We start from the raw sequence: 15602 nt of genomic DNA, 5'->3' as shown, positions 1-15602 counted from the left end.
GACGAATCATGAAAAAAAATATTTTATATCCATTATTCACCTTACTTCTGTTGGGGATGACACTGACCTCCTGTGAGGATATGTTTGGTGACTTTCTGGACAAACAACCGAGTAATGAATTGACGGAAGAGATTGTTTTCAGCGATTGGACAACAACGCGGCAATTTCATTTCGATACCTATAACTTCCTTCGGCATGGAGCCGGACGTATTAATGGCTCATGGCTTGATGCGGCAACGGATCTTTCCGTCACCAGCTTCTCTTATGGTGGTACGCGCGTCAGCTTTAATATTGGTAATTATTACAATGGGGCTGCCTCTAATGAGTTGACTGGGACGTGGGAACATTACTACAGAGGTATTCGTAAGTGCAACTTTACGTTGACCAAGATCGACGAAGTGCCCAAACCGGCCGATGAGAGTGATGAAAAATATGAGACGGATAAGCTGAACTACAAATCGGAAGCCCGTTTTCTGCGCGCTTGGTTCTATTGGGAAATGTTCCTGCGGTATGGCCCTCTGCCTATCGTTACGGAGGTGTTGGATCCCGATGGTGATTTGTTGACAGGATATACCACACGTCCTTCTATCAAAGAATATGTGGTTGACTTTATTCTAAGTGAACTGAAAGACTGTGAGAGCGGCTTGATGAATTATATAGCCGATGAGTCGGAGCAGAAAAGAAATGCCGGACGCATCACAAAACCGATCGCCAGAGCGCTTTATTCACGCATCATGTTGTATATGGCAAGTGATCGATTCAGAGCAGAATCGGGTATCACATGGGCGGAAGCCGTTGAGGCATCCAAAGGTTTTATCGATACCTATGGTGGATTATACGCCCTGTTCCAGCCGGAAAGTGACCCGGTAGCCAATTATACAGCAGCTATTCTCAGAAATGCGCATAGTGGAAAAAATCGCGAAACCATATTCTGGCGCAACCAGGTTGCAGTCGGATGGTCGGCCATTAGTGATGACACACCGGTAGGTGAAGGAGGCATGGGCGGTAATTGTCCTACGCAGAATTTAGTCGATATGTATGATATGGCTAACGGAGAGTCGCCTTTTGCCTCTTATGATGAAACGGGTGCGCCGGTTTATAATGAAGGATTGATGCCGAAAATCAACCCGGAGAGTGGTTATAACGAAGCCAATTTCCTGGCAAACAGGGATGCTCGCCTGCAGGCGACAGTGCTGTACCAGGGTGTAAGCTGGGGGAATGGCGTTATTAATGTGATCAGAGGGCAGCGTGACAATCCGTTGGGTAATACCAATGCGACTCCTACCGGTTACTATATGCGCAAATATATCCCCGAAAACATTCTTAGTGCGAATCATTCTGGTTCGAATTTCCGCAACTGGATCATTATGCGTTATGCCGAAATCCTGCTGAATTATGCGGAAGCACTGAATGAAGCGGGTGGCAGTCGTGCAGAAGTACTGAATATATTGCAACCCATTCGTGACCGGGCGGGATTAACTGCCAAATTGCTTGAACGCAAAGACCTGCAAACATTAGAGGACAGACGGAATTTTATCCGTAAGGAACGCACAGTGGAATTGGCATATGAAGAGCATAGAGGATGGGATGTGCGTCGTTGGAATGTGGCAGAAAAAGCCTTGGCACGCCCCGTTTACGGTGTAGATGTGACCAATGAAGGCGGTGTGATCAAGATGACACGTAAAGTAGCTCAGGAGCGGGTGTTTGACTCTAAAATGTATCTCTATCCGATTCCGGAAGCAGAAGAATGGAAAACAAATATTGAAAACAATCCTGGTTGGTAATTTAAGTCTATGAACATGTGTACTACAAAACAAAAAAATAGATGGGCGGGGTTAGAGAAATGCCTGCTTGTCACTATCTTGATGTTGTTTGCTTTTATGGCAAATGCCCAGGAAGTAAGAACGTTAGAGGGACGAATTGTTGATCCGGAAGGTAATCCAGTCCCCGGAGCTATCGTTAATATTGCGGAATCCAGCCATATAGAGCTGACTGATGAAAACGGAAACTTCAAATTACCCCGTGTAAAAGCGAGTGATGAGATTATAGTAACAGCCGTTGGCTATTTTACAGAGACGGTGAAACCGGAGTTTACTGTTGGGTATAAAATCACTCTGCGCGAGGATCTTGATGAATATGCCCATACAATAGCCGTGCCTTTTGGGCGGAAGCAGAAGAAGCTTACCACCGAATCGATGTCTACCGTAACAGGTGAAGAGTTGGAAAAGCATCCGATCACTGTGTTGCAAAATGCCTTTACATCGACTGTTACAGGGGTACAAGCGTATGAATCGGCCAGTGAGCCCGGATGGAGTGAAACAGCCACCTTTATTCGTGGTATTCGAACCATGAACAGAGGAGCTCGTTCGGTGTTGGTTATTGTTGATGATGTGGAGCGTGACCTCTCCTTCCTGGATGCCTATCCGATTGAAACAATATCGGTTCTCAAAGACGCTGCCGCGACTGCTATTTATGGTATGCGAGGAGCAAACGGAGCGATTATTGTTACAACCAAACGCGGACAAGCCGGGAAAACCAAGATAAACCTGTCGCAGGAGTTTGGTTATCAGACGTTAACCGGTATGGTTGAGAATCAGAATTCGTACAATATGGCTTTGACCCGTAACCAGATTGCTTATCTGGATGGTATGGATCCGATCTTTTCAGATGAAGAAATCGAATATTACCGGAGAGTAAGTGCCGGAGAAGAATTGGAAGGAATGAATAAGTATAAATACTTTAACACCAATTGGTTCAAGGAACTCTACCGGGATGCCGCGCCACAGATGAAAACAAATTTCAATATCAGTGGGGGAAATGACAAAGCGCGTTATTTTGTTTCGTTCACCTATCTCCGCCAAGAGGGTATGTGGAATGACAAATGGACGAATTACAATGAAGACTTCACGACTCAGCATATATTGAATCGTTATAACCTTCGTTCGAATATCGATATTGATGTGAATAAATACCTGAATGTCTCGTTAGACTTAGGGGGACGTATCGATAATATTTCACAACCTCGCGAAGGGGTGTTCGGGTTGGTAACCTTTGGTGCTGTTGAAGCAAACCCTATGAAGCCTATCTATTGTCCGAATGGAGAATTGTTTGTCGATACGGATGCCAATAATGCCGGAGTGATGCTGGCAGCATCGGGTATGGATAAGAACCGCCGTCGTAACTTGTATTCTACCTTGACGGCAACGGGTGATCTGGGAGCTCTTATCCCGGGTTTGAAAGCCAATGTTACATTTAGCTTTGACACATACGAGACATTCCAGTCGGTTCAAACATCTAATGTGAACGCTTTCTATTATAATCTGATGGATGATGTTTCGGATATCTCTGAATATAAGTATACCCGTCGACGCACCTATTCCGCTTTGACTAATCCTACGTCAACTCCGCGTGATTATTATTACAATATTAATATGAACGGAGGATTGAGCTATAATAACACATTTGGTAAACATGCCGTAAGCGCACGGACTTTTGTTCGTACCTACCAGAATGTTGTTCGGGGACAATCGTCATCCAACCGGAATCTCTCTTTCAACGGAACCGCGACCTACGTTTATGATCATCGATATATCCTTTCCGGAAATGTTTCTTACATGGGAAGTGATAATTATGCGCCGGGCGAACGCTTCGCTTTGTTTCCCGGTGGATCTATCGGATGGGTGGCCTCTGAAGAGTCTTGGTTGAAAAACAGATATATCACGCTCTTGAAACTACGTGCTTCTTATGGCCGTGCCGGACAATCGACTACCGGAGCCGGAAGATACCCTTACCAGGGAACATTCGCTCAGGGATCGGGATATAACTTTGGAACGAGCCAGTCGTATACGCAGGGAACCTATGAATCAAAAGCAGGGAATCTGAATAATAAATGGGAAATATCCGATATGGTGAATGTGGGTATTGACTTTGATTTCTTTGATAAAAAGCTCTACGGCTCTTTCGATGCGTTTAAAGAATGGCGTTCTAATATTCTTGTGAGCCGCTCTACCGTTCCTACCATGTTTGGCGTAAGCGCTCCGCAGGACTCTTACGGTAAGGCAGAAAGCAAAGGGTTTGAACTTTCCTTGGGACATCATAATAATATAGGGAAATTCAAATACCACGTAGAGGGTATGCTTACCTGGAATACCAACAAGATTGTAGAAATGGATGAATTGGCACCTAATATGCCCTGGCAGCAAAAGACCGGAAAGCGTATTTTCGATTATGCTGTGGCTGACGGAAGTTACAATGGGAATGTCGGAGGATACAACCTCTTCCTGTTTGACCAATGGGCGAGTGACCCTGATTTGATTGCCAGTAGCCACCAGGATGCCTTAGATAATCCGCATAAGTATCCTTACCACTCGGCATCAGGCGAGGGGCAGCCCTTAGGAACGGCTGTGTTTAGAGACCTGGACGGAGACCGCAAGATTGATACGAATGATATGACTCCACATGGGTACACGATCATTCCGGAACTTACTCCTTCTTTGAATGTAGGATTTAACTGGCTTGGCTTCGATGCCCGCGTGATACTGACAGCGTATCTGAATCGTTCGGTTATGGGGCGTGAGAATATGGCCTACTCTTCCTGGGGAAAGATGGGAACACATGAAGTGGTGAATGCATGGGGTTACTACACGGATGATCCGAATGACCCGCGCAATATAAATGCTAAGTATCCCCGTCCTTCTACCAATGCTTTTAACAGTATTGACAGCTCCGGTGAATACCAAAAGAATACGATCTGGCATTTCAATGGCGATTACCTTTCTTTGCGTAATATCGAAGTCGGTTACTCACTACCGAAAGCGCTTATTGCCAAGGCAAATATGACCAACTGCCGCATTTATTTCAGTGGCTATAACCTCCATACCTGGAGTCATCTCCCCAAAGGCTTTGACCCGGAAAAACCGATGAGTTTTGTTTGGTGGTATCCTAAAACAAAATCATTCTCGGTGGGAATAAATATTGGTTTTTAATTATGACAAATGAATAAGATTATGAAAAAGATACTAACATATATCGTTATAGTGTTTTTTGCAGGCACGGTTATCTCTTGTGATGACTATCTTGACAAAGAATATGATGCCTCATTGTCTGAGACGCAAACGTTCAACAATCCGGATTTGACGAGAGGCTTTCTGGCCAATATCTATACAAGTCTGCCGGATGGATTCGAAGGGTTTGGCGATACGCAATACAGAAGCTCTTTCCGTGACGGGATGACCGACAATTGTATGGCCTGGTGGAATGTGATTTACTTCAATAAAGTGTTGGAAGATGCCTACACGGCTGTGGATCATACCCTGTTGACCCCTTGGTCCAGGAACACCTCTGCCATTCGTAAATGCAATCAGTTTTTAAAGAATGCGAAAGCCTCTGTGGTTGGGAACAGGGAAATTGCCGGCGACGACAACCGTCTGTATGACCGTTATTGTGCGGAAGCCCGTTTCTTGCGTGCTATCTATCATTTCGATTTATTGTGCTGGTTTGGAGATATCCCTATTATTGCAGAGGATGAAGAAGGCGTTCCAATCGTCTTTGACCTGGCTAATCCGGAAGCCATGCAGATGTCGCGCACGAATGCTGCTGAGGCGCTGAAGTGGATAGCGGAGGAGTGTGACAAGGTGAAAGATCTGCTTCCTTTCCGTTACAGCAATGAGACAGAGAACTGGGGACGTGTCAATGGCGCTGCTGTCTATGCTCTGAAGTCAAGAGCATTGCTTTACCGTGCTTCCAAATTGAATAACCGATCAGAGGATGTTAACTTATGGAAAGAGGCTGCAGAAGCTGCAAACGCTTTTATCACCAAGAATGCTTCTCAAAGCAAGCCGTATAAACTGTATAGTACAGGAAAGGTAAACAACGACTATTACGAATGTTTTGTGACCAACCCGGTGTACAATGATGAATTCATTCTTTGTCGCTCTGTCTGGCGGACAAACACCATTGAATCCCACATGGCACCTTGTGGCTTTGGGGGACAATTGAATGCCGTAGGTCGTACAAACCCGACGCAGAATTTTGTCGATTGCTATGAGACGACAAAAGGATTGCCTATCGATCAGGATCCCGATTATGACGAAAACAACCCGTATGTAAACCGTGACCCGCGTCTGGAACAAACCGTGTTGCACCATAACTCCATTTGGGGTGATGTGGAACAGGAAGAAAGTCGTCCGGTAGATATTCGCTATTCTTTAGGCCCTGATTATGCTTCGTTGCATGGAGGAACATTGACCGGATATTATTGTAAGAAATTCTTGAACAATATTTCTTTTAAAATACCGACCGTACCTGCGCATGCATGGCCTATTTTCCGTTATGGGGAGATCTTACTGAATGCTGCCGAAGCCTATAATGAGGCTTACGGACCCGATCAGGCATACCAGTTTGTGAATCAGATCAGAGCGCGTGTAGGGATGCCGGCCTATAAAGGAATGAGTAAAGAGCAGCTGCGTGAGCGTATACGAAACGAACGCCGCATCGAACTCTCTTTCGAAGATCACCGATTCTTCGACGAACGTCGCTGGATGTTGTTCGAAGGGGTTACGCCTGCCAGTGAGAAAAACCTGCCGCGTTACAAACAAATATATAATCTGTATGGTGTCAGAATAACGGGTGATGCCGACGATCCTGAATATACCTATGGACCTGCAGAGTCTCATCCGCTTCGTACGTTTAATAGCCCTAAAAACTATTACTTGCCTATACCGGATAATGAAACGAAACGCTTGCCAAACCTTGGGCAAAATCCGGGATGGGAAATTGGAACATCTGGAAGTAGCAATTAAATTTTGCAGATAACAGTTGTGACAGATGTTTAGGTTGTGGGAAGACTGATATAGATCAGTCTTCCCTTTTTAAATCAGATACGGATTTGTTGATAGGAATTCCTTCCACAGCAATAAAAAATAGCTCTATGAATTTACATGATCAAACTGTATCTTTGCCCGATATTAGTAATACGGATATGAAAAACTATTTCTTTCTCTTATTGGCATGGTGTATGCCGGTTTCTCTTTTTGCAATGTCTGGTATCGAAGGAAAGGTGGTTGATGCTTCTACGCAAAGCGCCATCGAGTTGGCTCATGTCATCCTCTACTCGGGCGAGCAGGTGGTGAGCGACGTGATGACTGCCGAAGATGGCTCTTTTCGGTTTGCTTCGCTGTCGGCGGGTGAGTATGTGTTGATGGTACGGATGATGGGGTATGACCTGTATGCCCAACCGCAAACAGTGAAAGAAGGAATGATATTGGACGTTGGTGTGGTGGCGTTGCAATCCCTTGAAATAGGATTAGCTGAGGTAGAGGTAGTAGCCAACAGGCGACAAATTATATACAAACTGGACAAACGGGTGATCGATGCCTCAGCGAATATGTTTGCCAGTGGCGGATCGGCAGTCGATATTTTGGAGCATACGCATTCGATACGGGTGGATGCCGAAGGGGAGGTGACATTCCGCGGAAGTAGCGGTTTTGCTGTTTATGTGGATGGCAAGCCCAGTGTCTTCAGTGGTTCGCAAGCCTTGGAACAGATTCCTTCGGGGCATATCGAAAACATTGAGATCATCACCACTCCCTCTGCCCGCCATGACAGCGGTGGCGATGTGGGCATGATCAATATCATTACGAAGAAAGACCGACAGCAGGGATTAAGCGGCATGGTCAACTTAACGGGAAGCACCGTGCTTTCGCGCGGAGCAGACTTTTTATTAACCAAACAAAACAAAGCTTCGCGTTGGTTTGTCGGTGGAAACTATGCGGAACGCTTACGAAAGAGTGATTTCAATCAACAAAAGACGACCCTCGTGGATAATGCTTCGACGATCTCCCATTCCAACGGGCCGCGCGAAAGTAATAATTTCAATTACGCCCTGAAAGCGGGCTGGCAATACAGCCTGCCTCGTACCACTTTCGATATGGATTTCGAAGGAGGATACGGTGGAAGAACGCGCGACGGTGATCTGGACTACACGGAAGAACGAAAGATTGATCAGGTTGTTGAGGCGAAGGGCGACTACTTCAGTCGCGACTATTATAATATCCATGAAACTTATTTTCAAGGAAGCGTAGGCGTTGATCATCAGTTTAATAACCGGGGACATCAACTGACGGCTCGCTTTTACGCCAAATACGGAGGCGACGCGATGGAGTATTTCGAAAGCGATCTGTTCGACAGAAATAACATCCGCCAGCAGGGGCATCGCGCCTACGAAGACGAACATCGCTGGACTACCCGTGCCAACGTGGACTATATGTATCCCTACAATGAAACAGGCAAAGTAGAGCTTGGTTATCAATACTTCTCTTACCTGGAAGATGGCGATTACAGTATGGAATACTGGAGTCCGGAAAAGCAGGAATTCTACTGGCGGGATGATATCTACAATACTTTTTATTTTATGCACGGCATCAATTCGCTCTATGCTCTTTGGGCGGAAGGTTTCAAGTCTTTTGAATTTCAGGTAGGTTTGCGGGCTGAACATACCCATCGGGTGTTGCGCAGTTCCATTGAGGGCGCCGATCGTACTTACAACCATTGGGATTTCTTCCCCTCTGCTCATGTTGGTTACCATTTTCCTAACGAACATCAACTGATGGCATCCTATTCCCGACGGATCACTCGGCCGGAGTTGTTCTTTATGGAACCTTATATTACCTATCGCGACTATTATTCGGCAGAGATTGGGAATCCCGACATCCGTGCCGAATACATCCATTCTTTTGAACTGAATTATAAAAAGAACGTCGGGCAACACACTCTGTCGGCCTCTGCCTTTCATCGCACAAGGAAAGACAAGATCGAACGATTGCGGGTGCCTTTCGAAGCAGGAGTGACCCTCGACTCCATGGCGAATGTGGGCAGCGACTATGCGACCGGAGTGGAATTGACTCTGCAAATGCAGGCGACGCGTTGGTGGAGCGCCCATGTGAACGGAAGCGTGTATCATTATAAGGTGAAAAACAAACTCCAGAAGTTGGGCATGGATGAGAAGAGTACCAATTATGAGGTGGCGCTTAACAATGGTTTCGATGCCGGACGATATACCCGAATCCAATTAGATGGCAACTTTGTAGGGCCGTCGGTCACTACGCAGGGGCAGACCGATGCTTTCTGGTATGTCAATCTGGCGGTGCGCCAACAGTTGTTCAATCGGCGGTTGGCTGCGACGCTTTCTTTTCGTGACGTGTTCAACTCGGCTCGTTATGTAAGCAATATCTCCACCTCAAACTTGCAGTCGATTACCCGGATTCGTCCCAATTATCCGCTGATTTCGTTGACGCTCTCTTACACCTTTAATAACTACCGGGCTAAAACCGTGCAGGCACGCGAAGGGCATGATTTGTTTGAAGGGACAAATCATTGATCGTGGCAGATTGACTATCCTATATCGGTGGATTATGCATATATTTACACCATGAACACTCAGAAGACAGTGACAGAGATGAACGAAGAGAAGCGATATAGAGATTTTGGAGACTTCCTGCGGGAGGTCTTTCCTTTTAAGGTGCAGAAGATATCTGTGAATGCAGGCTTTACCTGTCCGAACCGGGATGGCACGAAGGGGGTAGGGGGATGTACTTATTGTAACAACCAGACCTTTAGCCCGGACTATTGCCATACGGAGAAATCAGTTCGAGAGCAGTTGGCTGAAGGCATTTCTTTCTTCTCGCGCAAATACCCGGAGATGAAATACCTGGCCTACTTTCAAGCGTATACCAATACGTACGATGAACTGGAATCGCTAAAAAGGAAGTATGAGGAGGCGTTGGCCTTCCCGGATGTGGTGGGGCTGATTATCGGGACACGACCGGATTGTATGCCCGATGAACTATTGGATTATCTGGCAGAGCTGTCGAAACAGACGTTTGTGATGGTGGAGTATGGAGTGGAATCGACATTGGATCGCACGCTCGAACGGATTAACCGGGGGCATACTTGGGAAGAGTCGGAAGAGGGCATACGGCGAACAGCCGGCCGAGGCATTTATACCGGGGCGCACCTGATCCTGGGATTGCCCGGTGAGGCGCGTGAAGAGATCTTACATCATGCGGATAGCCTGTCGGCACTGCCACTGACGACCATTAAACTGCATCAATTACAACTGATCCGTCAGACGCGTATGGGACGGGAATACATGGAGTATCCCGAACGATTTCATCTTTACAGCGCAGAGGAATATGTGGAATTGGTGATCGATTTTATAGAACGCCTGAACCCTTCCTTTGTGGTGGAACGGTTTGTTTCCCAATCGCCGAAGGAACTGTTGATTGCTCCCGACTGGGGGTGGAAGAATTATCAGTTTACCGCCAAGGTAAACCGCCGCTTGGAAGAGCGGAATACCCGGCAGGGGAGGTTGTTTTCCCAGAAGTAAATTTATCGGATCGCTTCCCGGATGCGGACTAATTTGACGAGTAAATCTTCCAGAAGATCCAACTTCAACATATTGGCACCATCCGACTTGGCTACTGCCGGATCGGGATGTGTCTCGATAAAGAGGCCGTCGGCACCTACGGCGATGGCTGCTTTGGCCACGGTTTCGATCAGGGCAGGCAGGCCTCCGGTGACACCGCTGGTCTGGTTGGGCTGTTGAAGCGAATGGGTTACGTCCATCACCACCGGAAAACCAAACTGTCGCATCTGAGGAATGCCCCGGTAATCGACCACCAGGTCGGTATATCCGAAGGTGGTTCCGCGTTCGGTGATCATCACGTTCTTGTTTCCGGCGTCGACTACCTTCTGCGCGGCAAACTCCATAGCGGCGGGGGAGAGGAATTGTCCCTTTTTGATATTGACAATTTTGCCTGTCTTAGCCGCGGCAATCAATAGATCGGTCTGACGACAGAGGAAGGCTGGTATTTGCAATACGTCGACATACTCGGCAGCCATAGCGGCTTCCTGGTTTTCATGAATGTCGGTTACGGTGGGTATGCCAAACGTTTCATGCACCTTTCGCAAGATCTTAAGCGCTTTCTCATCGCCAATGCCGGTGAAGGAATCGATGCGCGAGCGGTTAGCCTTGCGGTAAGAGCCTTTGAATATATAGGGAATGGAAAGTTTTTCCGTGATATGAAGGATCTTTTCCGCTATCCGCAAAGCCATCTCTTCGCCTTCGATCACACATGGGCCGGCCATCAAGAAGAAGTTGTCGCTTTTGAAGTTGTCTGTTGTTATCATGATCAATTGTTGTTATTTAATAGTTTGATTGTCATTTCTATTTTCTCTTCCATCGGAAGGGTGGCGTCTATCCAATGGATTGTATGCCCCCGGCGTTCCATGCCTCGGAACCAGGTCATCTGCCGTTTGGCAAACTGATGGATGGCTATTTCTAATTGGCTGACCATCTCCTCGTATGTGAGCTCGCCGATGAGATACTGTGTGAGGTATTTGTATTCCAAACCATAATAAATCAGCTCCTCCGGCTTTACGCCTGTCTCCAGGATACTTTTTACCTCTTCGATCATGCCCTCCTCTAAGCGAGCATGAAGCCGACGGGTTATTTTCTCACGTCGGAGTTCCCGATCGATATGTACTCCGATAATCAGGCTATGTATTGGGCTATATTCGTTGGTGTCCGGAGCCTGTGTCAGGTAATACTCTTCGATTTCGATTGCCCGGATCGCCCGTTGGGCGGAATCGACATCGGTTTTGTTATGCAATACTTTGTAAGAGGCGAGGATCCCCTCCAGTTCTTCCAGCGACTTGCCTTTTAGGGATTCGCGCAAGGGAGGGTTTTGCGGAACGTCCAACAGCTTATATCCGTTGAGGACCGCCTCGATATACATACCTGTTCCACCACAAAGCAGGGGCAATTTCCCGCGGTTGCTGATCTCTTTGAAGGCCCGGAAAAAATCATGTTGATACTCAAATACATTGTATTGGTAGCCGGGCGGATGGATATCAATCAGGTGGTAGGGGATCTGCTTCCCGTTTACCACATAGTCGGCCAAGTCCTTTCCGGTTCCGATGTCCATCGAACGATAGATCTGCCGGGAATCAGCGCTGATGATTTCTGTATCCAGATGAGCCGCAAGCGCCGCGGCAAAAGGGGTTTTCCCTGATGCGGTCGGTCCTAATAGGGTGATAAGTTGATATGGTTTCATGGAGGCTATTCCGTTGGTTTAGCGATAGGCAATGTAAACCAGAAGGTAGAGCCTTTGCCCTTTACTGAATCTACTCCGCTCTCTCCCCCTTGGTCTTCGATAAATCGCTTGGTGATGCTTAATCCAAGCCCGATGCCTCGTTGGTAGTCATCGATTTTGTAGAACTGGTTGTAGATTTGATTGATCTCCTCCGGCGTTAATCCAATGCCGGTATCTGTCACTTCAATCCTGGCGAAGCCTTCGTCCTGTTGACTATATGATAAGGAGATAGAGCCTTTTTCTGTGAATTTATTCGCATTGTCCAACAAATGGTAGATGGCCTGTTTGATATGCTTTCTGTCGGCATAGACAAATAACGAAGGCTGTGATGAGTCGAAGTGGAAATCCAGGTGCTCTTTTTTGTTAAAGGAGGTCAGGTTGATCGCTGCGTAGCAGATCTCTTTTAGGTCGATCACCTCTTTCTCATAGATAATCGGACCGGACTCAATTTGCGTGAAATCCAGTATGCTGTCGATCATATGCAACAGAATCTCGTTGTTTTGTTGCACAATCTTCCCATAAGCGCGAGCTTGCTCACCGGAGTCTTTCGATTCGGTGATGATTTTGGTGAAGCCGAGAATGGCATTCAGTGGCGTACGTATTTCGTGACTGATGTTTGAGACGAAAGACTTTCTGACCCGACTAAACTCTTTGTTTTTGATGATTTCTATGTCTTTTTCCCGCTGCTCGGTAATGTCTGTCGTTAGGCAAATGATCCGTTCCGGTTTGCCCTCTTCATCCAACTTGTAGGTCTGGAAGCAGGTGTATAACCAATACATTTTACCGGCGATCTCCTCCCGGTAAGTCTCTTCGAAGGACGAGATTTCCCCCCGAAATAATTGGTCGGTATGTTTTCGGAAGGATTCAACATCTTCCGGATGTATCTGTTCGAAATGGATGAACGTATTGCCTAAAACCTCTTTTCGTATTCGTGGCAGCGGGTTTCCTTCTTGGTTGTTGAGCAAATTGGCATCGATGATGATTTGCTCATTTTTGATATCATATTCCCAGAAAAAAGCATTTTGCGCTTCCAGCGCCATGCGTAGTTTCGTGAGGTTGGTGTTGAGCTCCTCTTTGGTCTTGTAATAAGTGGCATCGTTGTGAACCAATTCCAGGTAACCAAAGATATGTCCATTCATGTCTTTCAAAGGGGTGCATTTCCCAATCAGGCGCAATACTTTTCGGGAGTTGTCAGATTTGTAATAACCGGTTTCGTTTACCTTGTCGAAAAAATAATCATTTTCAAATACGGTCGGTTCCCCCTTTCGTAGTTTGTCGAAAGAGGAGGGCGAGATATTGGGATTCTCAAACAGGTTGACACCTAAAACATCTTCCTCCTTTGTTCCCAATAAGTGTAGGCCGTATGGGTTTATTTTTCGGAGGATTCCGTTGGCGTCGTATAATTCGATACCAACGGGAAGGGTGTCGAATACTAATTGAAAAATTGTTTTACTTTTAAATATTTCCAGGGTTGTTTCTTCTATTTCTTTTTGCATATATTCATTTTCAATCACAACGGAGAAAATGTTAGCAAAGAAATGTACATTTTCAATATCCTCTTCGTCCCATTTGTGTTTCCTGTTGACAAAGTCAATGCCCAAAAAACCACAGACGACACCCTCCTGGTGAATGGAGGTGGTGATAGAGGATTTGACATTGTTTTCAATCAATAAGGGTATCTCTGTAAAGGATATCATGGGCATCCGATCGATATCGGAAATCACCGTGTCAATACCATTTTTTATGTTCCCGATCCACAAAGGATATTCCTCTTCGGAATATTTCTTTTTGTGGTTGAATTGTTGATTCAATAGGCCTGTGGCGTTGGCCACTCCCTCCGCCGTACTCTCATGTATGAAGGAGATGGATGAGTCGCTTTCGTTGAAGTATCCTATGTATATACGGTCAGCATCAAAGAATTCAAGAACCTTGGCTAATCCTTGCTTTGCCGCATCCGATTTTTCGCAATCAAGGAATAATTGAAAAATATCTTTAACGGTTTTACTGAGTGAATAAGAATTTGTGCTTTTATTACCAATAATATTCCTGATCAGACTCATCTCTTTAGATATTTAGGTGATTACTATATCCATATCTTGGGAGCAAATGTAGTAAAAAAGAACAAATAGTAATCTTTTGTGAATGCTTTTAATTGAAATATATAAAAAAAGCCGCATCAGTCGATGCGGCTTTTTTTATAATATAGGATTTTTTGATTATCCGTTTACTTTTGCCATGTGAGCGATGAGTTCCAACACTTTGTTTGAATAACCCCACTCGTTGTCGTACCAAGATACCACTTTTACGAATTTGTCAGTCAAAGCGATACCAGCTTTCGCGTCGAAGATAGAAGTACGAGCGTCGCCGATGAAGTCAGAAGAAACAACATCTTCTTCGGTGTATCCAAGGATACCTTTCAGTTCGTTTTCAGAAGCTTCTTTCATGGCAGCCTTGATTTCTTCGTATGTAGCAGACTTAGCCAGGTTTACTGTCAAGTCAACAACAGAAACGTCCAGAGTCGGAACGCGGAAAGACATACCAGTCAGTTTGCCATTCAGCTCAGGAATTACTTTACCTACAGCCTTAGCAGCACCTGTAGAAGAAGGAATGATGTTACCAGCTGCAGCGCGGCCACCTCTCCAGTCTTTTACAGAAGGACCGTCAACTGTTTTCTGCGTAGCCGTAGTAGCGTGAACAGTTGTCATCAAACCGTCAGTGATACCGAATTTGTCGTTCAATACCTTAGCGATAGGAGCCAAACAGTTGGTAGTACAAGATGCGTTAGATACGAACTGAGTGCCTTTTACATAAGCATCCAGGTTCACACCGCAAACAAACATAGGGGTGTCGTCCTTAGAAGGAGCAGACATAACTACATATTTTGCACCGGCATCAACGTGAGCCTTTGCAGTATCTTTTGAAAGGAATAAACCTGTTGATTCAACAACATATTCTGCACCAATTGCATCCCATTTCAAATCAGCCGGGTTTCTTTCTGCTGTAACGCGGATAGCTTTACCGTTTACTACTAAATTGCCATCTTTTACTTCAACGGTACCGTTGAATTTACCGTGTACAGTGTCGTATTTCAACATGTATTCCATGTATTCAACACTAATCAAGTCGTTAATACCTACAACTTCAATGTCATTTCTTGTCTGAGCAGCACGGAAAACCAAGCGTCCGATACGACCAAAACCGTTAATACCTACTTTAATCATTGTAATAATTCTTTTTAATGGGTTTATTAAAAATACTGTTTTTTCTTGTTTCCTAACATCCACAAGGTGTGGCGCATGAGGTCAATACGAAGAGCATTAGTACAAATACTGCGAAAAGTATTCCTCTACATTTCATCTTGTTCATGATTTTTCGACTGCAAAGGTAGTTATGTTTTTAATAAGTTGTTTCTCCTAAGGGTAGAAAAATGTGTTTTCTAACATAAATTAA

General features: G+C 45.6%; 9 protein-coding genes. 5 read left to right on the top strand and 4 right to left on the bottom strand.

What is annotated here, in order from left to right; genetic code table 11:
* Nucleotides 1-8 precede the first annotated feature (8 nt).
* The 5 genes from M2134_RS07965 to M2134_RS07945 all read left to right on the top strand — a co-directional run bounded on the left by M2134_RS07965 (nucleotide 9) and on the right by M2134_RS07945 (nucleotide 10384).
* Nucleotides 9-1784 (top strand): RagB/SusD family nutrient uptake outer membrane protein, encoded by a 1776-nt coding sequence (locus M2134_RS07965; protein ID WP_280751802.1) that lies wholly within the window; start codon nucleotides 9-11, stop codon nucleotides 1782-1784.
* Nucleotides 1785-1865: 81 nt separating this feature from the next.
* Nucleotides 1866-4985: a TonB-dependent receptor gene (locus M2134_RS07960; protein ID WP_280758150.1), complete on the top strand. Its 3120-nt coding sequence runs from the start codon at nucleotides 1866-1868 to the stop codon at nucleotides 4983-4985.
* A gap of 21 nt (nucleotides 4986-5006) precedes the next feature.
* Nucleotides 5007-6800, top strand: coding sequence for a RagB/SusD family nutrient uptake outer membrane protein (locus tag M2134_RS07955; RefSeq protein WP_280751804.1), 1794 nt, complete (start codon nucleotides 5007-5009; stop codon nucleotides 6798-6800).
* A gap of 179 nt (nucleotides 6801-6979) precedes the next feature.
* Nucleotides 6980-9376 carry a TonB-dependent receptor gene (locus M2134_RS07950; RefSeq protein WP_280751836.1) on the top strand — a complete coding sequence of 799 codons (2397 nt, stop codon included), beginning with the start codon at nucleotides 6980-6982 and terminating at the stop codon, nucleotides 9374-9376.
* A 78-nt stretch (nucleotides 9377-9454) separates the two neighbouring features.
* Nucleotides 9455-10384: a TIGR01212 family radical SAM protein gene (locus M2134_RS07945; RefSeq protein ID WP_280751837.1), complete on the top strand. Its 930-nt coding sequence runs from the start codon at nucleotides 9455-9457 to the stop codon at nucleotides 10382-10384.
* Between the two features lie 2 nt (nucleotides 10385-10386).
* Here M2134_RS07945 and kdsA read toward each other — a convergent pair whose 3' ends face one another.
* The 4 genes from kdsA to gap all read right to left on the bottom strand — a co-directional run bounded on the left by kdsA (nucleotide 10387) and on the right by gap (nucleotide 15373).
* A complete protein-coding gene (gene kdsA / locus M2134_RS07940) occupies nucleotides 10387-11187 on the bottom strand; it encodes a 3-deoxy-8-phosphooctulonate synthase (protein WP_280751805.1) in 801 nt (266 codons plus the stop codon).
* Nucleotides 11188-11189: 2 nt separating this feature from the next.
* The gene (gene miaA / locus M2134_RS07935; protein WP_280751806.1) at nucleotides 11190-12113 is read right to left on the bottom strand and encodes a tRNA (adenosine(37)-N6)-dimethylallyltransferase MiaA; all 924 of its coding nucleotides are present in this window, start codon (nucleotides 12111-12113) and stop codon (nucleotides 11190-11192) included.
* A 5-nt stretch (nucleotides 12114-12118) separates the two neighbouring features.
* Nucleotides 12119-14212, bottom strand: a complete 2094-nt coding sequence (locus M2134_RS07930) for an ATP-binding protein (protein ID WP_280751807.1) — start codon at nucleotides 14210-14212, stop codon at nucleotides 12119-12121.
* 156 nt (nucleotides 14213-14368) lie between these two features.
* A complete protein-coding gene (gene gap, locus M2134_RS07925) occupies nucleotides 14369-15373 on the bottom strand; it encodes a type I glyceraldehyde-3-phosphate dehydrogenase (RefSeq protein WP_280751808.1) in 1005 nt (334 codons plus the stop codon).
* Nucleotides 15374-15602 lie beyond the last annotated feature (229 nt).

Origin of the sequence: Parabacteroides sp. PM6-13, assembly GCF_029892605.1 — a bacterium.
Lineage (GTDB): Bacteria > Bacteroidota > Bacteroidia > Bacteroidales > Tannerellaceae > QVMG01.
This window is presented reverse-complemented; position numbering and strand designations above follow the sequence as displayed.